Source organism: Endozoicomonas atrinae, from assembly GCF_001647025.1.
GTDB classification, from domain to species: Bacteria; Pseudomonadota; Gammaproteobacteria; order Pseudomonadales; family Endozoicomonadaceae; genus Endozoicomonas; species Endozoicomonas atrinae.
Genome location: NZ_LUKQ02000096.1, coordinates 1 through 21070, shown reverse-complemented (window position 1 = coordinate 21070; position 21070 = coordinate 1). Strand labels below are relative to the sequence as shown.

Sequence of the window (21070 nt, the reverse complement as noted above, 5' to 3'; positions counted from 1 at the left end):
TTTACTCTCTGCAACCAGAATTCAGGGATGGTTTGAGATATCGACATGATGACCTCCATGATAACTGGAAGCCATGATTTCAGGCTGGGAAATTAGACGGAAGGACGTGGGTTTATTTGGCGCTTACATTTCATTAAGAGTAACAGGTGTAAAACAGGGATCACTTCACTGGCCTTATCGATATGGCTTATACCACAGATAGGATTAGCGGATGTTACGCCAATTTCTTCACTGATTGAAGATTCTGATTTCTCTATTCGATCTGTCAATAAACTGGTTGGTAATGATGAATGGAATGGAACGAAAGGACTCATTGAAACCAATTACGAAGCAGCGGGCGCAGTTGTTGTTGACTTTCAGACTGGCATGGTAGGCAGCAAAAAACTTGGCGTCGGTTTTGAGCTCAGTGGACTGGGCGTTTTTGAAATCGCTGAGAGAAATTCAAACGATATTTATGGTGATGGTTATGTTACCAGGGATGGTTGTTATCCAGATCCGTCTAATAGAGGAAGATTAACTTGTCCTGGGCGGTCTGGATTCAGCAAAATATCCCAGGCGAGCATGATGGTTAAATATGGCACGCATAAAAAACGCTCCGTTACTGGGCGTTTTGGTATGGGGTATCTTGAAGGTGGTGCTATCAGTAGTTATGACAAGGATGATGGTTTTCTTCCCAGAAGTTACACAGGTATGAGTTTAAATGGTGTCTGGAATGATCTGGAATATTCAGGCGCTTTTGTTAATGGTGTAATGAGCGACTATGAAACATCAATTCAACCACTCACCATTTTCCTTTCAAGACCAACACCAGGCACACCTAAAGTCACTCTGGATTATGTAGCCAGTATTAATGCCATTTTGAAAAGAGGACGCACTTTCTATCAATTGGACTATGCCAGGGCTGCAATTGGTCTTAACCGATATGGCGGCAGTAAGTGGGATGAAGCGGTAACAAAAGGTGTCAGAAAAGAGGAAGAGGATAATGCCAGCCTGGCTTCTCTTCGCATGCTCTACAAGTATGATAACTTCAGCTTGGCGCTTGCTCATTCCGTTGTTGGAGGTGACAGAAGTTATGAGAAGTATATGGGAGATGCCAGCCTTAAGTATACTCAATACGCTAAAGGTTTTGCAGATAGTTTCTTGAGCGAAAAAACCAAATCTTATCAGTTGAAAACGCAATATAAATTTTCATCCTTTGATGTACCGGTTCTTCGTGATATGACATTGATTTATAGTTATTCACACGCAAACAAAGAGCATGAGATTGATGATTTGGATGTAGTTGGTACTGCGAAAGAGCATGCAATTGAGTTTAAGTACGTTCAACCATCAGGTTATTTTGGTGGAGGGTTTATTACCGCAGGTATCGGTAAATTGAAGGGTGATGACTCCTGGGTCAGAATAGCGAATGACGAGCCAGAAAATAAAGGGGATGTTACAAAGTTTGAAATAGAAGTTCAGTTTCCGATTTATTAAACCCTGATAAATAGTGCAATTGGCAGATAGGCAGGAATTAAATAGCGAGCTTTAGCCTAAGGTTTTCAATTGCTCTAAAAAAGTTTTCAGATTCTAACTTATTCAAAGTTGATAGTTCTATGGCTTAGACCATAGGGATATTTCTCTGTCAAACGAAAAGCAGTAAAAGTATATGAACGCAGTGAAAACATTTAAACCGGCTCTGTTAGCCGTCGCCGTATCTTCTGTCCTATCTGGCCTTTCTGGTTTTGCCCTGGCAACGACTGTCACGGACCCGACAGAAAACGTGGTAATTAATGCTGGCGAAGTTATTGATGTGGTTGATGGGTCTGCATTTGTATTTACCACTCCACCAACAGATGGCACGGTAACCATAACCAATAATGGCACGATTAACGCCAGTGAGCATGCCATTAAAGTGACTGGGGGAGGGAAAACCGGTGAAATCGTGAATAGTGGCACCATTATGGCCGATCAATCTGCGATTTTTGTTGATGGAGAGGGAAGTTACATCGGGAAAACAACCAACAAGGGCACGATTCAATCTGCTAATGGTGCAGCTATTTACGTTGGAACCGGTGCTTCCATTGGTACTCAGTTGAGAAACGAAGGAACCATTATCGGTGGTATGGTTGATGGTAAACAGGTTGCTGTTGATATCAGTCGTGCGGTTCCCACCAAGTTTGATTTAAACATGCAATCGAACAGTAAGGTGGTGGGTAATATTCACCTTAACGGTGTTGGTGTTGGAGACATCACGGTTTCGCTGGGCACTGAAGCAACAAATGTTGTTTTTGATGGTACGCATATTTCAGGTGTTGATTTGATCAATATGCGAAGAGAGTCTGAACTGACGCTTGAAGCCCAGGATGAGACCATTGTTTTTGATTTGGTCGGAGATAGTCAAACTGCCGGTATTTTCAGCATGGCAGAGAACAATAAGCTGATACTGAAACTGAATGGTAAGGTGGGTAAAGACTCTGAAGTCCTGCAGGTTAACGGCAGGGTTGCCTTCGGCGCTGGCAGTAAAGTCACCACTATTGCTCTTGCTAGTACCGATGATATTACTGAAATGTCTGGTACTCATACGCTTATTTCTGCCGATGATTTCTACACAGATACCGGTGACGTTAACACTAAATACGATGTTGAGGGTAACTGGCTGATTGTTGTCGATGATCACAGAATTGTCGAAGATGGTGACCGAGAAGCCATTGAAGCAGACCTGAGCTTCAATACCGATGCAAACTCTGGTGATCTGGTCGACCTGGCAAAAGCGGGTGGTGCCGATGCGACTGAACAGGCCATGATGAAGGCGTTTGCTGATATTGCATTTGATGGCACAGAAATTACTGAAAGTACCATTACTTTTGCCAGAAATGCCAGTCAAGATCTGATGAACCTGCTGGGAACTGCTACGGATGATGCAGCAGCAGCTAGACTGTCCGGCGAGCTTACCCCCGACCGAAGCGGTGCCACCATTCATGCTATCCAGAGAGTTCAGACTAAACAGTTAGACAGCATCACTGATCGAATTAACGGACTGCGTGCTGATCAGCTGAGTGATCAGGGTTTCTGGTTCCGTGCTCATGGTAATACCAGTGAAAAAGACGTAAGTGGTCGTATTGATGGGTATGATGTCGATGGCTATGGCATCACGGTTGGTATCGATACGGTTGAATCAGAAAACTGGTTAGCAGGTGTTGCTTATAGTCAGAATTATCAGGAAATAGATACCAAAGTTTACGATACAAACTATGTTGTCGACTCTTATCAGATTGCTGCTTACGGTAACTGGAGTAAAGATAACCTGTTTGTTAACTCTGCTGTTAATGCGGGCTACAACTCATTCAAGAGTGAGCGCTCTATTGGTGCCAGTACTGGTTACACCGGTGAAACTCGCGCGACTGCTAATTTCTCCGCCTATAACGTGGCCATGCGTGTAACAGCTGGTATGGATATAGGAACGGATGATGTGATGATTCAGCCGATGGTTGCCGGTGAGCTGGCCTGGCAAAACATCCGCAATTATCAGGAAGAGGGCTCTCCCGCATCCCTGGCCTATGATGACCAGACCATGGATCAGGTCAAACTGGGTGCGGGTGTCAATGTGAATACCGTAATTGAAACATCATCTGGGGACTTCATTCCATCCTTTACTGCCATGGGGTGGTATGACTTCAAAGCTGAAGATCATGATATTGCAGGTCATACCATCGCCGATCCTTCTGTAGTTGGAACCGTAACGACTGCAGATGGCTCAACAGAAACACGATTTGAGCTGCGTGCAGGCGTTAACTACGCCATGAAGAATGGTACTGATATTGGTTTTGGCCTGAGTCACGATATTGAAGATGACTATCAGGATACTCAGCTGCAACTTTCTCTGAACTACTCCTTCTGATCTTTGTGATGTGTATCCGGTAAGCCTGTAAAGGCTTGCCGGTACTTTTTGTCAGCAAGCTTTTCATGGACACCCTTCTAACCTGTTTCAGAATGGATTTAAAAATGAAAAATAGAACTGCCTTTTTAGCACTGGTGGTAAGCAGTGTTCCTGCTTTTTTTAGCGCTCAGGCGTTGGCTGCACCACCACTGCCCGAGTCAAGAGATACGCTGGTTGAGGTTCGGGAGCGTTATAATATTCAGCTGGATGTTGTGGAAGAAAAAGAGCTTCTGGCTGGGAAGATGTTACCAGTTGGCGCGAATAAGCCTGGCTATCACATCTGGGAGGATCGTGAGAATCGCTATAACAATCAACCTTCCTACCATTTTTATATGAAAGACGGCAAAACAAAGCGGGTTGAGCTAAGTACTATTTACACAACGGCAGAGGATATTGAGCACCTCAACCGGCGTGAATTAAAGGAACACAATGCGGCTAAATCTATTTATCACTTTGGCACAGGTATGGTTGAGCGGGGTGAAGAATGGATCTACGAGTACGGTCTCTGGTTGCCCTCGTCAATGGATGAAACAACCCAGGGTATTATATCCCAATGGCATGGAACGGCTGACCGCACCACTATCCTTACTCCGGAAGGTGAAGTAATTACTTATTCTCTGGAGGATTTTAATAAAAAAGTTCTGACGAAAATGGAGTTTAAACAGAATGTGGGCATGGATCCTAAAACCGGTAAGCCCAATGGCTACTTTATCGATCAGGGAGGATATCCTCCTCTTTCTTTGAAAATGGGGGCGGTTATCTGCACCTTTATGCACGGGCAGATTTCAATAAGGTTACGGATAAAACAGACCGGGTTAATTTAAAACCACATGAAATTGGTGTCGTCAAATACAGCCCTAAAAAATCCAAAATGATTGCAATGCCATTCCATAAAAAACTGGATGAACTGCCCAGAGACCAGTGGATCGATGTGAAGTGGAAAATCAAATGGTCTGAATGGGATGGCCCAAGATCCCTTAAAGACGGCAGTGTTAAGCTCTACATGGATGGAGAGAAAGTGCTGGACTGGGTAGGTCCTATCGGAAACAACGATGAGCACGGCACCTATTTCAAGTACGGCATTTATAAAGCCGGTAAAACCGGAATTGAAGTGAAGCTGGGAGGCTATAAGCAATACCCGGCATCAGCCATCAAGGAAGGTTGATTCCTGAGTTTTCTGATCTCTTTTTCTGGAAGTTACTATGAATAACCTGATGCTGCCATCAGCCGTCGCGCTGGCATCACTGCTGTCTGCTTCTCTGGCACAGGCTGGTTCCAGTGTGCTTACTGAAGACATTATTGCCCAGCGCTTATCATTTGAGAAGTCGGATGAATTTCGGAACTGGCACCACCCAAATGGTCAATTGATGTCGTCTGATCATCACTTTAAAGATGGTAAACATGCCCTGCGCTGGCGGTGGCAGGAAGGTGGCAGGCTGGTTATGAATGAGCTTTCCGGGCTGGTTGATATATCCAGGGGTTATCCGGGGGGGACACCAGAGCAGTTTGAGCCTGCGTATTACTCCCCGGGGTTAAGGGGAGGGATGAAACTCTGGGTCTACCGTGAGAAGGCGCACCCAACGGGTCAATTGACGTTTAACGTTGCAGAAAGTGCGGGCTCACTGAACGATAATCCAAAATATCGTTTCTCCATGAATCAGAACTTTACTGGCTGGCGTGCCATCTGGGTTAACTTTGAGGAAGATGCCAAAGTTAATGGGTATACCGGTTCTGATAATATGCAGGCGCTTTCCATAGTGCCTTCAGCTGATATGTCAGAAGGTGAGGTTTACTTTGATCTGATGCAGTTTGTCAGCTTTGTTTCCGCCAAGCGACATTCCGATGCTCAGTTCATCAATAGTAAAGCGGCTAACCGGGTGGATTCTTATGAGATCAAGAAACCCTGGGATAAGTTCCAGACACTTTCCAGCAGTGAAGACTTATCAATGACTGCTCAGGAAATAAGTTCGATCTCTGAAGTAGAAAAGCGGCTTGAACTCCTGATTATGGGGGCGAAACATACAGAGTTTTCCAATGTTAAACAGGGTGAGCGATTTAATGAGACTTTTCAGAAGAAACTGAAAAGTGCTCGAAAATTCTATGAGTCTCTGAATATCGAGAAAAAAGAAGGGCGTATTTCAGGTGTCCCCTTATTCTCATCCAGGGACGAACAGCCTGGTTCGGAACGCTTTACTTATCAAGACGTCGCACAAAATGCATTTTTCTATCTAGCAATGGACTATCGTCTGGCCAATGATTCTAAAAAACCGGAAAAGCTGGCCCGCGTGCTGGACCTTTTTGATTATTTTGAAGATCAGGGTTGGGCTGCTGGAAGTGCACTCGGCACGATTGATCATTTAATCCGTATCAGCGGTTATGCAACTGCCGTCTTTTTAATGAGAGATGAGCTGGAGTCCAGCGGTCGTCTGGAGCGGCATCAACAGGCGTTGAGCTGGTACACCAAGATGGGCAGCATTGTAGAGTTGGACACCAGTAAAGGTGAGAGTCCGGATGCGATACGCGGTGGATTGATTGCCAAGATGGTCAGTGTGCTGGTTATGCCAGATTCACCAGAAAAAGTTCAGCAGATGAAGTTGATGCAGGCCTATTTCTCACACATCAGTGAGTTCTCTCCTGGCTACTCCGGTGGGATAAAGCCTGACTACTCACTGTTCCATCACCGGGGTGCCTATATGAACGCTTATGGTGTTCAGGCGCTGGTGATCACGGCAATGGCTCATTGGATGACAGCCGGAACCGAGTATGCGCTGCCGAAAGAAAATGTACAGCGTATTCGTGACACCCTCCTTGCCCAGGTGAATTTTGCTGCAGACCTGGAAATTCATCCTGGTGCCGGCGGCCGCTTCCCTTATAAAAATTCGGGGATTGACCGTTTCATGTTGCCCGGCTACGCCTTTATGAGTCTGGCAGAAAACGGTCAGGACAGCGATATCAGTCGTGCCTTTGCCAAAGCTTATGAGCAGGCAGACTTGTCGAGTCTTCAGTCCAATATGCTTCCGGGGCTGACCTACTTTGGTTCCTTCGGAACCCTGTCACTGATGGATGAGCTGTATCGTAAGCACAAAAAACATAAGCAGGTGACCGCCGATGGTACCTACAGTTATCCCTACGCGGGTGCCCTGACCCATAAGCATGATGGCTGGGTTGCCAGTGTCCGGGGTACCAGCAAGTACGTGTGGGACTTTGAGTCTGGTAACAGCAAAAATGAGAATATGCTGGGGCGCTATATGGCTTTTGGTTCTCTGATGCTGTTCAGTAAAGGCAGTCCGCTCAGTCTTGAAGCCAGTGGTGTCAAACTGAATGATGGTTTCGACTGGGTATTCGTACCCGGTGCGACGACCAAGGCCATGCCTGTTGAGGAGGTTGCCTACCCTGGTGTGACAACCAAGAAGTATATTGAAGGGAAGCACCGTAACTTTACCGAAAAAACCTTCCTTGGATCGGTTACCTTCAAGCCCAATAGCGGCATTTTCGCTATGGATTTTCGGGACACCGTTACACCGGATGATAAAAAAACACTGTTTGATGACAGCTTTGAATTCAAGAAATCATTCTTCTTCTTCTTCGAAGATGAAGTGGTTGCCCTGGGTTCTGGCATTGCCAATGATGATTCCCGGTTCGATACGGTGACAACGCTGTTCCAGAGTAACGGTGTGTGGGAAGGGGCTTCCATTAATGGTAAGCCTGCTGTTAAAAACAGTGAGGTAAAAAGTCAGCACCAGGGAGGGGTATTTGGTGATCCCCAGGGCAATTACTACGTTGTTCCTGACGATTACCGTGTGAGCTATGTGAGTGGCAATCAGACTTCATTGAAGCAATTGTTCAAGAAGAAAAGCTCCACAAAGAGTAAATTCACCAATTACGGTGAGATTACCCGCCCGGTAGTTAAGGCATATATTAATCATGGCAAGCGTCCTGCTGACCAGGGTTATGAGTACCTGTTATTACCGCAGTCCAGCTATAAGGTTGCCAGCCAGCACAGTAAGGAGAAAGGCTATAAGGTGATTCAGCAGGATAGCCGTGCCCATATTGTCCGTCACAATGCATCAGGGCTGACCGGTTATGCATTATTTGCTGCAGGCGATACGGGCCATGGTGTGCTGAAATCTACAGATACCCCACTGCTGGCCATGGTGGCGGAGCAGTCAGGTAGACTTAACCTATCAATTGCAGACCCGGATCTTCGATTGAAAAAATGGAACCATAATATGTCCCGTATGCCAGAGGATATTGTTAATGGTGCCGCTGAAGATCATATTGCCACTGTTCAAATCAAGGGAGCCTGGGAGCCTTTGCCAGGTAACCCTGATCTGCTGGGTGTGAAGTATGATTCGGGGAATACGGTTATGACACTGAAGTTAAACCATGGCTTAACCCGCTCTCTATCGCTGAAAGAGAAAAAGTAAATTTAAAATCAGGGGTGCTTTGAAAAAAACTGGCACTGTCTTATGACAGGCCAGTTTTTTTGTGTTTGAAAATCTCGGTATGACAATTTATTTACTTCTTTTATTTAAACAGTCAAATCGCACCAGTGAGTGTGCTTAAGGGAGGGTATTAAGGGTTCCCTGGTGCTTTCAGGGGGAAAAGCCTATGACGTTACTGCCCGTCTCTGGGAAATGGTCTAACCCCGGTAATCAGGATCGTGCTGTTAGGATTCTTTGCTGAACCACAGAGATCACGAAGAACACAAAGGAAAGAACGCTCTTCTTCGTGCTCCCTGTGGCTCAATCCGTAACCCAATGAAAATAGGGCGTAGAGGGGGGATGGTCACCTCGGTAGAGAGAACGCCACCTAGAACATCTCTCTGAAATCCTCAGTGGAGTCTGGTAACAACGTTGTTCTGAAGAGTCGGAAAAAATGGGTAAAACTGTTGCGGGAACACTTCTTTTTCCTGTATGTCAGGCTATGAGTAAGTCATATGACCGGTAATAAGAACGGAAACGTGGTGTATGGTAGATGAAGGTTATCATACCACCCCAGAGTGGGCGGTATGATAATCAGGCAGTGAGATCAGGGGATGGGGATATGCACGACAGCTGTCATTCCTGAGAACATTTCCTCCTTCAAACCATAAGCAACATCATCAGTTCCATCCGGCAGGTGAGCAGTCAGGCGGGTGTTGTCGGCAGATGTACTGACAAGAATTTCCTGCCCGGGTAAATACTGCTGCTGGTATCCCTGCGTTAGATATTGGTAGGTTCCGGCCTTTAACGCCCAGCTAATATCCACATTCACGACATTCTGGCCGGGTTTCAGGAAGACCCTGAACTCACCGCGACTGTCTGGGTCTTCATCCCTGCTGTGGTGAGTTGGATCACTGATGGCAACTGCCCAGTTTTCATCGCCTTCGTGCAGCTGGACCAGAGCAGGTTTGTCAATGCTTACTGTTTTGCCGTCGGACAAGGTTACTGTACCGGCCTTTTGAAAAGCCAATTGGATGAGTTGCTTGCCATTAATTATCCAGCGAGCACCGTAAATTTCATTGTGACTGATCCGCTCAAAATTGCTGCTGTCAGAATAGTACTCCAGTAATCCAGGCATTTCTGAACGGGATACATTGGGTAAAACGAGATATTGATAGTTGTCACTGTTGTGATCAGGGTTTACACCGTGGTTGATCATCAGCGAATAGATTGGGGTTCCCTTGTTGACGCTTTGATAGGTGTCCTCAACCTCTGTTCCCGTGACTACATTGAGTTCAGTCCTGCCATCAGCATCGGGCCAGATAAGATAGCCTTTACCATTCTGATGAAACCAGGCTGGGCTGGTAATGGTTAATTTAAGGTTTTGGTTGGAACCTACCGGAGTAATGATGGTTCCTGATCCGGTGTTATAACTCAGGTCACCACTCCAGAGCGCCTGATCAATGGTGGTCACAATAGGGTTGCGCCCATCGGAGGCAAATTTGCCATCTTTCACGTCTCTACGAACATGGTCACCTATTGCAAAGACACCTTTATCTGAAAAGAAAGCCGATTTATCGGCTTTTGCTGAAGCATAACTGGCTTCTGATGAGTACTTGAAACTGGCAATCGAGTTTTGATGGTCCGAGAGCATGCCGGAAAGTACCTCATCACTGAACCCGTTGGATGCATCTTCTGACTGGACTGGCAGAGGGTCCGTACGCCATTCTTCTGTTAAACCGGGTTGCAGGTGCCAGTCCCAGTCATAGCGGGCATCATTGTATTCATCACCATTCACTTTTACCTGTAATATACCACTGCCATTATAATACCCGGGGTCTGAACCGAAGCTTTCTGCTCCACGGACCCGAATCGACTGGCTGCGGAATGATGAATACCAGGCGCCACCCTCATCAGTGCTGGCTCTTCGATGTACGAGGAATTCACTGTTCCAGAACGGAAAGCTTCCTGAGCTTTCGTGGGACTGCTGCAGCAGATTATTCTGGAAAGTGAGTAATTGCTCCTTATAGGTGAGTTTCGTGTCAGCAGGGGCTCCAGAGAGTATGGTGTTAATATCACCGGCTACCCGACTACTACCAAAGTTTTTGACGGCGTCGGAAATGAAAGAGCGTCCTACTGCCTGATAATCATGGCCATTCTGATAAATCACGGGCTGTAAGGACTTGAGAACAAACTCTGCGGAATGATCAATGGTCTTACTATTGACAGCCCACTGGGTTTCTTTGAGAAGACTTGCAACTTTCATTGGGGTTGTGGCTAGCCATTCATAACCGTAAGCGAGCATTGCCAGATCCTGACGGGTTCCCGTATGGTGAGAAATGGTACCGTCAGGAAGAAGTCCGGCATTACCCACGGTGAAGCCCTCTGTGAGGTTGGTGTCCAACCACACTTTTAAGTCACTTAATGCTCCTTTTGGCTGCCATTCGTTAAGTATTGAGACTGTCTCTTCAGCAAAGGGCTGATAATCGTCATACCACCATAATTTATCAGTCAATGGCCTATTATAGTCTTTCCATAGGCCGGCCATTGCTGCCCAGCCCCGAATACGATGATGTCGGTTAGCATCGCTCCAGGCTCCGGGCGACTGTCTTAAATCTTTTTCAAGGAAATAGCGGGTGTAAAGCTCTGTCGACGGATAAAACTCGAGGTCGTTCCGGTGCTTGTAAGGCAGGGCGAAGGCAATCTGGAAAAAGTGATGAATATTATAAAGGAACTGCTGCGCCTCCGATGAGCCGGATTGCGCATCTTCCCATAATGATTCAAACGCCAGAATCAACGGCAGGGTGACTGGGTCGGTAAAACGCCATTGATGGGTTCTGTCGTTATAGCTGATACCGTTTGGGGATGCGTTGACACTGAAGTCGTCAAACTCTCGGACTGGCACCAGAGAAGCATAGGCATTGAATGATTTCAAAATAGCCTGAATAAGGCGGTTTCTTTTTTCAGTGTATTGACTGGTTGATGTATCCAGCTCTTTAAGGGCATACCCCAGGCTACCAATCCGCTTTCCTGCTGTCTCAAATGCCTTGATATTTTCTGATGCGTGGAAATTAAGCAGATCCTCCAGTGACTCCATACTATAGATATGCAAGTCGGTAAATTGACCATTATTGGATTCAATTTGGGAAAGTATGCTTTCCAGTTCTGGATCGCCATAAACGAGCTCATTACGTCCCCAGAGCCGGCTCTCTGACATGGCAAACTCAGTCAGTTTGCCAAAATAGGTTTCCCATTGTGTCTTATCCACAGCATGGATGGTGACTGTAAACCGGGCTTTAACGACGCTGTCATGGCGCAATTCCACTCTTATGGGATGTGAACCTGTCTGGGCGGTATGTCCGGGTGCTACAGAAAACTCTCCGAAAATACGACGTCCAGCGACATCACGGACAGTGTCCAGTGTGAACATGCCGTTACTTTTATCCTCAATAATGGCGAAACGGTAGTCTTCCGAGACGGATTCTGGTGAGGTATTCCAGCTGCCCAGAGCACGGTAATTTCTCAGGAGGTTGATTCGCCCAGTAACTTTGCTGCCCTCAGGGCTGTTGGTTTTGATATCAAAGAAATCTGCAAATACCGCTTCATCCTTTATGTCTTCCTGGTCTGACGGGTCATTGACCGTCACACTGCGAACGGCAGTGGTTGTTTGATTGGCAGAGTTCGTCACCTGGTAAGTTACGCTGTATTGGCCAGGTGTTGAACTATCCACGGGGTTCTCAGTGATGATATTACCGGTCAAAATACCATCAACGGTGTCACTGGCAGTGGCTCCCAGGTCTGAATAGACGGTGTTAATTAATATCTCAGGATATTGATCTCCAATAATGGTTATGACAGGTGGTGTTCTGGCTGGACCACTGGCCTCATCGCTAGACGCACTGCTCTTACAGCCACTGAGGAGCATAAAGGAACATAGCAGGGTGATGGTTTTTATATTAATCACTGACTTCAGCCGTGATGTCAGGTTTCCTGTCTGATGCAGGCGGTATGAAATTATCATAAGTTCTAAAAATGCAATGTAAGAAAAATTGCTGGAATGCAGCTGTGTTAACGCGCATGGGTCCAGCTGTCAGTCAGGTGGTAATACATAACTGACAGCCTTTGTTAATCTGAAGGGAACATGTGGTTACTTTGGATGGCTTGAATATCCGATGTTATGGTTTCTGGTGTTTTCGCCCGGTATGGCATGCATGGACAAATAGTCATCACCGGTATCATCCAGATAGTCTGCAAAAGTTTTTCGCATAGATGCTAATGTTTCTTTATACACAGGATCACTGACAAGGTTTCTGGTTTCACCCGAGTCATTGATCATGTCGTACAACTCTTCACCATTATCTTCGATAAAATGCGTATATTTGAAATTACGAGTACGGATCATACGGGCCGGTTGAATTGAATGTCCCTCCATGGAATACCACTGGCTGACGATGCTTTTCCTCCAGTCCTTTGGTTCCTGAGTATCATTAAGAAGAGGCTGTAAGCTTCGGCCATAGATATTTTCAGGGTATTGGATGCCAACGTATTCACAGAGCGTAGGTAGAAGGTCGCAGAGGCCTGTAAGACTAGTAACATTTTTGCCTTTCGCAATGCCTGGTCCAGACATCACAAAAGGAACCCGGGTTGTTTCGTCGTAAAAGAAATGGGATTTGGCGACCAGGTTGTGACTGCCCATACCATCACCATGATCACTCATGAAAATGATCAGGGTATTATCGGCTGCATCAGACTGCTCCAGCGCATCAAGCACTTTGCCCACACAGTCATCAGCCATTTCTGTGTAATAGTAATAGGCTTTGAGATATTGCCGGAAATTCTGTTCACTCCAGTGAGCAGCCTGCCTCTGTCTTGTAGTTGTGCAGCATGCATGCTTGATGGCATTGGGCCGATTAACCATGTCCTTATTGTTGTGGTTAGCGCGCAGTGCCGGCAAGTTACCCATGTCAGGCATATTGTCAAAGCGATCTTTGAATGCACCAATCCAGTTATTGATGTTATGGGGGTTATAAAACTCTACAGCCAACAGGAATGGTGTCTCATGCTCCTGTTGTAAATACCGGGTTGCCAGCTCTAGTGTGACCCGGTCACGTTTTGACTGGTAGTGTTCAGGAAAGGCTTCTGGAGCATCAGCTTTGTGCTCAATGTTATCCCGCGCAACATCAAACCCCCTCAGGCTGCCAAAGTCATGGGTTTTACCAAAGTGCTTTGTTTCATACCCTGCTTCACTGAATAACGATCCGATGGTAACGGTTCGGTTATGGATCATTTTTGCATCATTGGCCATTACCCGTGTTTGATGGGGCAGCCTTCCTGTCCAAAATGACGCTCGGGACGGGCTGCAGAGAGGAAACTGGCAGTAAGTATTATCAAATGAAGTTCCACTATTGAAAATTCGGTCCATACCAGGGGTTCGGACATCAGAATTGCCGTTGGCCGAAATCGCATCAAATGATAGCTGGTCACAGGTGATGATCAGAATATTTGGTTTATCCGAAGTTATTTTTTTTTTTACGGTTGTTGCCGTCTTTCCTTCAGGGCTGCTGGCACAACCAGTGACTGTCAGACCTGTTGCTGCAGCTGCAATGGCAGAGGATTTAATGAAGGATCGTCTTGAAATGAGGTGACCTTTGTAATTGCTCTCTGTCATCCTGGTACTCCGCAGGTGATTTGGCTAAAAAATGAAAGGTTAAAATCTCATCAATATAAAAATGAGAAACTAAGTTATATGGATGCATCAACTTGCAGTATGTGAACGGTGTTTTATTTGTGAAATAAATTATTTGAGAATTGATCATTTTGTGTTGATCTAGATCACCTGTTTTCGTTTTTGTTTTTTTTGATGATCAATTTAATAAATATCTATATATTGGATTTTATTAAGATGTTTGGATTATTTTTTAGTCGATCTGGTTGATAATTAGTCTCAATATGTGAGATATCGATCAACAATGATAATAATATGATTTGAATCAAAGAAAGCTTGACGGTCGTTTGTAATGATTAATTAAAAGTACAAGTAATTTTAAATACTATTGCTTTGTAATAGTTTTTGGTGAATTGGTATCTCATGAATAGCCCAAGGTTGAATCGAATACTTAAATATATAAATCAGGTTGGGTTCGCCAGCGTTGAAGAGCTGTCAGAAGCTGTTGGCGTATCTATGCAGACCGTTAGACGTGATATCAGGCTTTTAAGTGATCAGAATCTGGTCAATAGATATCACGGTGGGGCTGCAAGATTGAATGAGGAGCATGCCGACATCACCATAGAAATTGAGAATAAAAATATTGATTACAGTATCCGACAGGAACAGAGAATATCTGAAAAAAAAGCAGTTGCTCGAAAATTAGTCGATCATATAAAAGATGGAAGTTCCATTTTTCTTTCTATTGGAACAACCATGGAAGCAGTTGCCCATGAATTAACCAGTAAAAATGATCTAACCATTTTTACGAATAGCCTGAAAGTTGCGAACATTCTGCATGAAAAATCTGAGTTTGATGTCATTATTCCCGGAGGAACGGTCCAAAAGCGTAATGGTGGTTTAGTAAACAGTGAAACAGAAACATTTATTCGGGGAATAAGAGTTGATTATTTACTGTTTAGTTGCGGGGCTGTTGAACGATCTGGATATTTACTCGATTTTTATATGCCAGAAGTCCATATCGTCAAAATGGTAATGGAACGGTGTTCAAAGTCTTTTCTTATTATTGATTCTGAAAAGTTTGAAACATCTGCACCAATAGAAATAAGTCACCTCTCAAAAATTGATGCTCTATTCGTTGACAAAGAGCCTGCTAAAGACATCCGGGCTATTACTGCTGCAGCTGGCGTAGAAATTTTTACGCCGCAAGACTATCAATGAGGTGAACATGGCAACAATTCTGTGTGTTGGTAATACGACCTGGGATAGATTTTATTCGGTTGACTCAGTTCCAAGCGCTCCGACTAAATATTTTTCAACAGACTATTACGAACTCGGTGGCGGTATTGCTGCTACGGCAGCAGTAACGGCTGCCAGGCTCGGTCATCATGTATCACTGATCAGTCGAGTTGGTAATGACAATATTGGCAAGTTAATTGTCGATGAGCTTGATGAGTGGGGAGTAGATATCAGCAATTTACGCGTGATCCCTGATGCGATCTCCAGTAATGCTGTTGTTCATGTTGATCCGCAAGGTGAGCGTCAAATTACGGTACATCGAGATAAACGACTTTCGACTGATGCTTCGTGGATTCATGATAGCTTTCTGGACAATGTAGATTGTGTACTGTGTGACTGTACCTGGCTTGAAGGTGCAGAGCGGCTACTGTCGATGGCCAGAGCTCGCTCAATTCCAACGGTTATTGATGCTGATCTGGGCGGAGATGCCCTGATGAAACTCCTGCCACTGGGAGATCACGTCGCTTTTTCTTCACCAGCTTTAAATAAGCTGACAGAGCAGGATGGAGTCAGAGATGTTAAAGAAGCGCTGCTGGTTGCCCAGAGATATGTAAAGGGTACTGTTTATGTTACCCAGGGCGAGAAAGGCTGTTACTGGCTCGAAGGTGAGAAGTTTTGCCATTTGCCTGCGTATCGTGTGAACGTGGTGGATACCACCGGAGCTGGTGACGTATTTCATGGCGCTCTTGCTGTAGCCGTTGCTGAAGGAAAGTCTGGAAAGGATGCTGTGCAATTTGCCAGTGCTGTTGCTGCTCTTAAATGCACTCAGCCTGGTGGTCGGGCGGGTATCCCCAATCATAATCAACTCATTGAATTTATAAAAAACCATCCTTAGGAGAGCAGTATGCCTCTGGTTACTTTGCGGGAAGTGTTATCGGATGCTGCAGAAAAAGGCTATGCCGTAGGCAGCTTCAACGCTATTGATGTTAACCTGCTGCGGGGATTAATAGCTGCAGCAGAACAGGAGTCTTCTCCAATTATTATTAACCTGGGGCAGGGGCAGTTCAGATTGACCCCTCCTGAGATTATGGCGCCTATCATGGTGCATATGGCTAAAGAAGCTTCGGTGCCCGTAGTTATTCATCTGGATCATGGTAAGGATGTTGAAACCTGTGTTCGCGCATTGCGGCTTGGTTTTTCATCGGTTATGTATGATGGCTCTGCGCATTCATTTGAGGAAAACCTGCAAAATACCAAAGAGGTCATTCGCATTGCCCGTCATTTTGGCGCATCGGTAGAAGCTGAAATTGGCAAAGTAGGTAATGTGGAAACGGGTGATGAAGAAGAGACAGCAACGGCACCAGCGGTTTGTGAAGAAGACCAGCTGACAAATCCTGAACAGGCCAGAATGTTTGCAGAAAGCGCTGATATTGATGCATTGGCAGTCGCTTTTGGTACTGCTCATGGTCTTTATAAAGGGGAGCCAAAACTGGATTTTCAGCGGCTACAGACCATCGGGCAACAGGTTAGCGTCCCACTGGTCATGCATGGTGGTTCCGGTTTGGATGACAGTGTTTATGGTGAAGCCATTGCCTGTGGCGTGAGTAAAATCAATTATTTCACGAACATGTCTCATGATGTTGGCATTCAATGCCTGAATGTTTTAAATCGTGGCAGTGAAGCGTTTTACCATGACACGGTACTGACAGCTGTTAATGCAACCAGGAACCATGCAGCCAGAATCATGCAGGTATTTGGCAGTAGTGGTAAAGCCTGATAAAAACCTGAACGGTCAAAAGCGATTTTATTTACTCTGAATCTGGGATAATTAAGTATCCAGATTATTAAACCCAGTTAACTCAGTCATCAGTATTAACTACTTTTCATTCAATCCTGATGATCATTTTTAATTTGAGAAACTAATGAAAACGGTCCAATTTGAATATGGCCCCGGGTTTATGCCTGCGCGTCTTCCAGATAATGCAGATATTTTTATTCCTGGAGAAACGGTAAAAGATCCTGAGCATTTAGTGGATCCTGTTGCTGCAACCCGAGATGCCATATTAAATCCAATTGGCATGTCACCTATCAGTGAGATGGTAAATAAACAATCTAAAGTAACCATTGTTTTCCCGGATCGGGTCAAAGGTGGCACTCACGATACAGCTCACCGCCGGATAGCTATTCCAGTTGTTTTGGAAGAGTGCTTAAAAGCAGGTGTTGAAAAAAAGAATATCATGCTGATTTGCAGTAATGGCCTGCACCGGAAAAATACCGAGCAGGAGTTGCGGGATATTCTTGGTGAAGAAGTTTTTAATAATTATTACTGGGAAGGTCAGGTTGTCAATCATGACAGTGAGGACTGGGATAATCTGGTTGACCTTGGGCGTAATGAATATGGTGACAAGGTGGTCATGAACCGTATGGTTTTTGAATCTGATCTTTGCGTCATGATTGGCCACACACTGGGTAATCCTTATGGAGGCTATTCCGGAGGTTATAAACATACGGCAACGGGTATTACTAACTGGGAGTGCATTGCTTCTCATCACATTCCACGGGTTATGCATCGCGCAGACTTCACACCGGTATCCAAAGATAGCCTGATGCGTCACAAGTTTGACCAGATCGGCAAGTGGATGGAAAAGTGCATGGGTAAAAAGTTCTTTACCGTTGATGCGGTACTGAACACTTTCTCCCAGCAGATCGCCGTTTATGCCGGTGGCTGTGAAGATATTCAGCCCATCTGCTTTGAAGTGGCGGACAAGCGTACCTACGCAAACTGGGCTGAAAAGAAATACGACATCATGATGTTTGGTATGCCTCAGAATTTTCATTATGGAAATGGACATGGCACAAACCCGGTTCTAATGATGCAGGCCATTGCAGCCCAGATTATCCGACATAAACGTGTTATGGCCGATAACTGCGTTGTTATCTGTTCATCATTGTGTAATGGCTATTTCCATGATGAAGAGTTTCCCTCATATCGTAAGCTCTACGATTTATTCCAAACCGAATATAACAATACGCTGGTTGATATTAACAAGCACATCGAATATATCGCCCGCGATGAAGAGATGATCAAAAAGTATCGTTACAACTATGGCTATCACCCATTCCATGGCTTCTCCATGACATCCTGTGGGCATATTGCCGAAATGAATACGAAAGCCGTCTATGTCGTGGGAGCTCAGGAACCAGGGTTGGCCCGTTCAATGGGGTGCAAAACCCGGGCAACTTTTGAAGAAGCCCTGAAGGATGCGGAGCGTTATACAGGACCAAATCCCAATATTCTGGCTCTGCCGATGGCATTTACCCGTGCAGCTATGCACCTTGGTCATAAGGAATAAGTGCTGTGGGTAAGAAAGAAATTCTGGTGAACCTGAAACGGTTTGAAGTCAGCCGGAGTCAGGGCGGTGTTTGTGATGTAGATCAGCCGGGTGAATGGCTGCAATCAGTGATTGCGGAAATTATCAGGCTGGAGCTGGATCACAGTGAACATTACAACATGACGGTCATTGTTCCTGACTTACTACTGCCTTTTGCGGTAGAGGAGCTCAGCAAGCCATCTGTGGACGTTGCTCTTAAGATTGGCACACAGAGCTGTCATCGTGAAGACGTAGCCCTGGGGGGGCATTTTGGGGCATTTACCTCGTTAAATATTGCTTCCAGCCAGGCCAATATGGGAAGTAGCGCAAGCCTTCTTGGGCATTGTGAGGAACGACGTGAACTCTCTTACAGCATGCAGAAATACGCTGAAGTATCAGGTATTCCAGTGCAGCCAGAGCTGATCAATCGTGCAGTCAGTGAGATTGTTGGAGAGCGTGCGGTTCCAGCTTTAGCGCAGTCAATGAGAGTGATTATCTGTGTAGGGGAATCTGCAGAAGAGCGTGGTGAAGGTACATTCACAGAGCAGAAACTCCGAATTGAGCAGGTGATCCGCGACAAACTGGTGGGTGGCTTATCACATATCCGTGAACAGGTTACATCAGATCAGTTGGTGATTGCCTATGAGCCGGTCTGGGCAATTGGGCCGGGTAAAACACCACCAGATCAGCAGTACATCGAATATATCGCCGGCTTCATTAAGTCCGTCACTATGGAGCTGCTGGGATTTGAAGCAAGCGTTGTTTATGGCGGTGGACTTAAGAATGAGAATGCCAGCATGTTGGCAGGGATTGAAAATCTTGATGGAGGGTTAATTGCTCTCACTAATTTCACTCCTCCCATTGGTTTTAATGTGAAAGAGTTGAGTCGAATTTTGACCAGCTACACCGAAGCGCTGAATTAAATCATTCTTAAATACCTTCTGTAAGTGTTGTTTTAAACCAGAAACAACGCTTACAGGCCTGCTCACTTAGGTTGCCGTGATGAATGTCAGAAATAGTCTGGTGAATCCCCAGTGGTGGGATTTTACTTCGTTGGATCAAGAATTAATTAATCGCGCTTCAGCACTCTCTTTACAAGATCTGGTGGCGCTGAGCAGTGAATATTGTGACGTCAGGGTTTATCAAAATCTTGATGATATGTTCCTGTCTCAGGCTCTGGAATACATTACTGCCTGGCAAAAGGCGACAGCTGACAAGCCAGCAGGTCTCTGTGGTCCTGTTGGGCCAGTCCGACAGATGCCTATTGTTGCTAAGCTGGTCAATGAGTTGAACATTAATCTTCAGCACTGCCATTTCTGGGGTATGGATGAATGGTGTATTGATGGTAAGGCTGTGGATCGTTCTCATCCATTGAGTTTTGCCGGTGCCAACTACCGGCTGTGGTACGAGCAGATCAAACCTGAGTTGCGTATGCCAGAGGAGCAGCTGCACTTTCCGGATCACTCAAACCTGGTTGAGTTCAGTCAGTCCTTCGCTGATTTTCACTGTGTGAGAATGCAAGGGGGGCTTGGTCATACCCTGCACTGGGCGTTTAATGATCCGGTTGCACGCTCCGGTCAATACCTTGATGAGCCGCCAACGGCAGAAGAGTATCAGGCGCTACCTGCCCGGTTTGTTAAATTGCATCCTATTTCGCAGATTCAGAATGCCACGGGCCTGACCGGTCGCGATCCTACCCGTGTACCTGATGAAGCGGTGACGGTTGGCCCGAAAGAGACCTTCCTCTGTGATGAGGTCAGCATCTGGTATCCCGGACAAAACCAGAATCCCTTTGGTATCAGGCTGGCCATCCTAATGGTGGCAGAGAAGATGAAAAGCAGTCTGGTTCCTGTTTCGGTACTGGCTGACCATCCAAAAGTGACTTTCCACATTTATGGTCCTTCGATCACTTCCTGTGAAAGTGCGATCAGCGCTTAACTAGAAAAAGAGCATCAAACATGGAAAAGATTATTAAAGAAGCTGATGTTGGGCGGTTTGAGTTTATCCTGCCAGCAGAAGTTAGGGTCGGTGGAGAGCTTGAGTGGCGATTTCGTTTTGAAGCCAGTCAGGAATTCAAGCCAGGTAGCCATCTTCGTATCACAGTACCAGCTTACCAACATCAGCGCAGTGAAGAATATCTTCAAGCTTATGACTACTGGATGCCGAACTATCTCTGGGTTGAAACCGATGATGAAAATATCCGGGCTGATGTGCATGTTGAAAAAGTCACAACTGCTTTCTTATACCAATTGAATTTTCTAACTACTGTATAACTGCCCAATCACGGGAGCACAGACTGAACAGTCGACCAGCTTCGCTGCAAAGGTTATTCCAAGCTTCACAGCAACAATCTACAATATTTTCATAACCTGAAAATGCTTTGTTTGATAAGTCATGCTCCCGCATCCACTCCCATAGCCTTTCTGAGCTGTTTAACTCCGGTGCGAATGGT

Annotated in this window: 14 protein-coding genes and 1 pseudogene; 12 read left to right on the top strand and 3 right to left on the bottom strand. The window is 45.5% G+C overall.

Translation table 11 applies throughout. The annotated features are described in order from the left end of the window. The first annotated feature begins 366 nt into the window (after nucleotides 1-366). From AK963_RS14505 to AK963_RS14485, 5 genes are all read left to right on the top strand, one after another. Nucleotides 367-1476 (top strand): OprD family outer membrane porin, encoded by a 1110-nt coding sequence (locus AK963_RS14505; protein ID WP_066016167.1) that lies wholly within the window; start codon nucleotides 367-369, stop codon nucleotides 1474-1476. 172 nt (nucleotides 1477-1648) lie between these two features. Next, a complete protein-coding gene (locus AK963_RS14500) occupies nucleotides 1649-3880 on the top strand; it encodes an autotransporter family protein (RefSeq protein WP_066016166.1) in 2232 nt (743 codons plus the stop codon). Nucleotides 3881-3984: 104 nt separating this feature from the next. Beyond that, complete coding sequence (locus AK963_RS14495) at nucleotides 3985-4743, top strand: heparin lyase I family protein (protein WP_175404526.1); 759 nt, start codon at nucleotides 3985-3987, stop codon at nucleotides 4741-4743. Between the two features lie 47 nt (nucleotides 4744-4790). Continuing rightward, nucleotides 4791-5084 (top strand): heparin lyase I family protein, encoded by a 294-nt coding sequence (locus AK963_RS14490; RefSeq protein ID WP_066016164.1) that lies wholly within the window; start codon nucleotides 4791-4793, stop codon nucleotides 5082-5084. 37 nt (nucleotides 5085-5121) lie between these two features. After that, nucleotides 5122-8346 carry a chondroitinase family polysaccharide lyase gene (locus AK963_RS14485; RefSeq protein WP_066016163.1) on the top strand — a complete coding sequence of 1075 codons (3225 nt, stop codon included), beginning with the start codon at nucleotides 5122-5124 and terminating at the stop codon, nucleotides 8344-8346. A 604-nt stretch (nucleotides 8347-8950) separates the two neighbouring features. Here the strand turns inward: AK963_RS14485 and AK963_RS14480 are convergent. Further along, nucleotides 8951-12364, bottom strand: coding sequence for a polysaccharide lyase family 8 super-sandwich domain-containing protein (locus AK963_RS14480; RefSeq protein ID WP_066016162.1), 3414 nt, complete (start codon nucleotides 12362-12364; stop codon nucleotides 8951-8953). A gap of 126 nt (nucleotides 12365-12490) precedes the next feature. Beyond that, on the bottom strand, nucleotides 12491-14011 hold the full coding sequence (locus tag AK963_RS14475; protein ID WP_083232657.1) for a sulfatase family protein: 1521 nt from the start codon (nucleotides 14009-14011) through the stop codon (nucleotides 12491-12493). A gap of 420 nt (nucleotides 14012-14431) precedes the next feature. Between AK963_RS14475 and AK963_RS14470 the strand changes: the two genes are divergently transcribed. The 7 genes from AK963_RS14470 (at nucleotide 14432) to AK963_RS14440 (ending at nucleotide 20891) form a co-directional block, all read left to right on the top strand. Continuing rightward, nucleotides 14432-15229 (top strand): DeoR/GlpR family DNA-binding transcription regulator, encoded by a 798-nt coding sequence (locus AK963_RS14470; RefSeq protein ID WP_083232656.1) that lies wholly within the window; start codon nucleotides 14432-14434, stop codon nucleotides 15227-15229. Between the two features lie 7 nt (nucleotides 15230-15236). Continuing rightward, nucleotides 15237-16142, top strand: coding sequence for a PfkB family carbohydrate kinase (locus tag AK963_RS14465; protein ID WP_066016160.1), 906 nt, complete (start codon nucleotides 15237-15239; stop codon nucleotides 16140-16142). Nucleotides 16143-16151: 9 nt separating this feature from the next. Next, entirely contained in the window at nucleotides 16152-17024 is an 873-nt protein-coding gene (locus AK963_RS14460; RefSeq protein ID WP_066016159.1) for a class II fructose-bisphosphate aldolase, read from the top strand. Nucleotides 17025-17169: 145 nt separating this feature from the next. Next, nucleotides 17170-18600: a lactate racemase domain-containing protein gene (locus AK963_RS14455; RefSeq protein ID WP_066016158.1), complete on the top strand. Its 1431-nt coding sequence runs from the start codon at nucleotides 17170-17172 to the stop codon at nucleotides 18598-18600. A 5-nt stretch (nucleotides 18601-18605) separates the two neighbouring features. Continuing rightward, a complete protein-coding gene (locus AK963_RS14450) occupies nucleotides 18606-19541 on the top strand; it encodes a triose-phosphate isomerase (RefSeq protein WP_066016157.1) in 936 nt (311 codons plus the stop codon). A gap of 79 nt (nucleotides 19542-19620) precedes the next feature. Continuing rightward, nucleotides 19621-20556, top strand: coding sequence for a sugar phosphate isomerase family (locus tag AK963_RS14445; RefSeq protein ID WP_066016156.1), 936 nt, complete (start codon nucleotides 19621-19623; stop codon nucleotides 20554-20556). Nucleotides 20557-20576: 20 nt separating this feature from the next. Beyond that, entirely contained in the window at nucleotides 20577-20891 is a 315-nt protein-coding gene (locus tag AK963_RS14440) for a hypothetical protein (protein ID WP_066016155.1), read from the top strand. On the opposite strand, the pseudogene AK963_RS35380 reads toward AK963_RS14440, so the two are convergent. Beyond that, nucleotides 20881-21070: pseudogene (locus tag AK963_RS35380) on the bottom strand (IS630 family transposase); the annotation flags it as partial. The gene AK963_RS14440 and the pseudogene AK963_RS35380 sit on opposite strands and share 11 nt — an antisense overlap.

What these genes read in the sequence shown, in the direction of transcription:
- AK963_RS14440 (WP_066016155.1), top strand. Translation starts at nt 20,577, where the DNA reads ATGGAAAAGATTATTAAAGAAGCTGATGTTGGGCGGTTTGAGTTTATC.
- AK963_RS14500 (WP_066016166.1), top strand. Translation starts at nt 1,649, where the DNA reads ATGAACGCAGTGAAAACATTTAAACCGGCTCTGTTAGCCGTCGCCGTA.
- AK963_RS14455 (WP_066016158.1), top strand. Translation starts at nt 17,170, where the DNA reads ATGAAAACGGTCCAATTTGAATATGGCCCCGGGTTTATGCCTGCGCGT.
- AK963_RS14485 (WP_066016163.1), top strand. Translation starts at nt 5,122, where the DNA reads ATGAATAACCTGATGCTGCCATCAGCCGTCGCGCTGGCATCACTGCTG.
- AK963_RS14475 (WP_083232657.1), bottom strand. Translation starts at nt 14,011, where the DNA reads ATGACAGAGAGCAATTACAAAGGTCACCTCATTTCAAGACGATCCTTC.
- AK963_RS14445 (WP_066016156.1), top strand. Translation starts at nt 19,621, where the DNA reads ATGAATGTCAGAAATAGTCTGGTGAATCCCCAGTGGTGGGATTTTACT.
- AK963_RS14505 (WP_066016167.1), top strand. Translation starts at nt 367, where the DNA reads ATGGTAGGCAGCAAAAAACTTGGCGTCGGTTTTGAGCTCAGTGGACTG.
- AK963_RS14465 (WP_066016160.1), top strand. Translation starts at nt 15,237, where the DNA reads ATGGCAACAATTCTGTGTGTTGGTAATACGACCTGGGATAGATTTTAT.
- AK963_RS14495 (WP_175404526.1), top strand. Translation starts at nt 3,985, where the DNA reads ATGAAAAATAGAACTGCCTTTTTAGCACTGGTGGTAAGCAGTGTTCCT.
- AK963_RS14460 (WP_066016159.1), top strand. Translation starts at nt 16,152, where the DNA reads ATGCCTCTGGTTACTTTGCGGGAAGTGTTATCGGATGCTGCAGAAAAA.
- AK963_RS14480 (WP_066016162.1), bottom strand. Translation starts at nt 12,364, where the DNA reads ATGATAATTTCATACCGCCTGCATCAGACAGGAAACCTGACATCACGG.
- AK963_RS14490 (WP_066016164.1), top strand. Translation starts at nt 4,791, where the DNA reads ATGATTGCAATGCCATTCCATAAAAAACTGGATGAACTGCCCAGAGAC.
- AK963_RS14470 (WP_083232656.1), top strand. Translation starts at nt 14,432, where the DNA reads ATGAATAGCCCAAGGTTGAATCGAATACTTAAATATATAAATCAGGTT.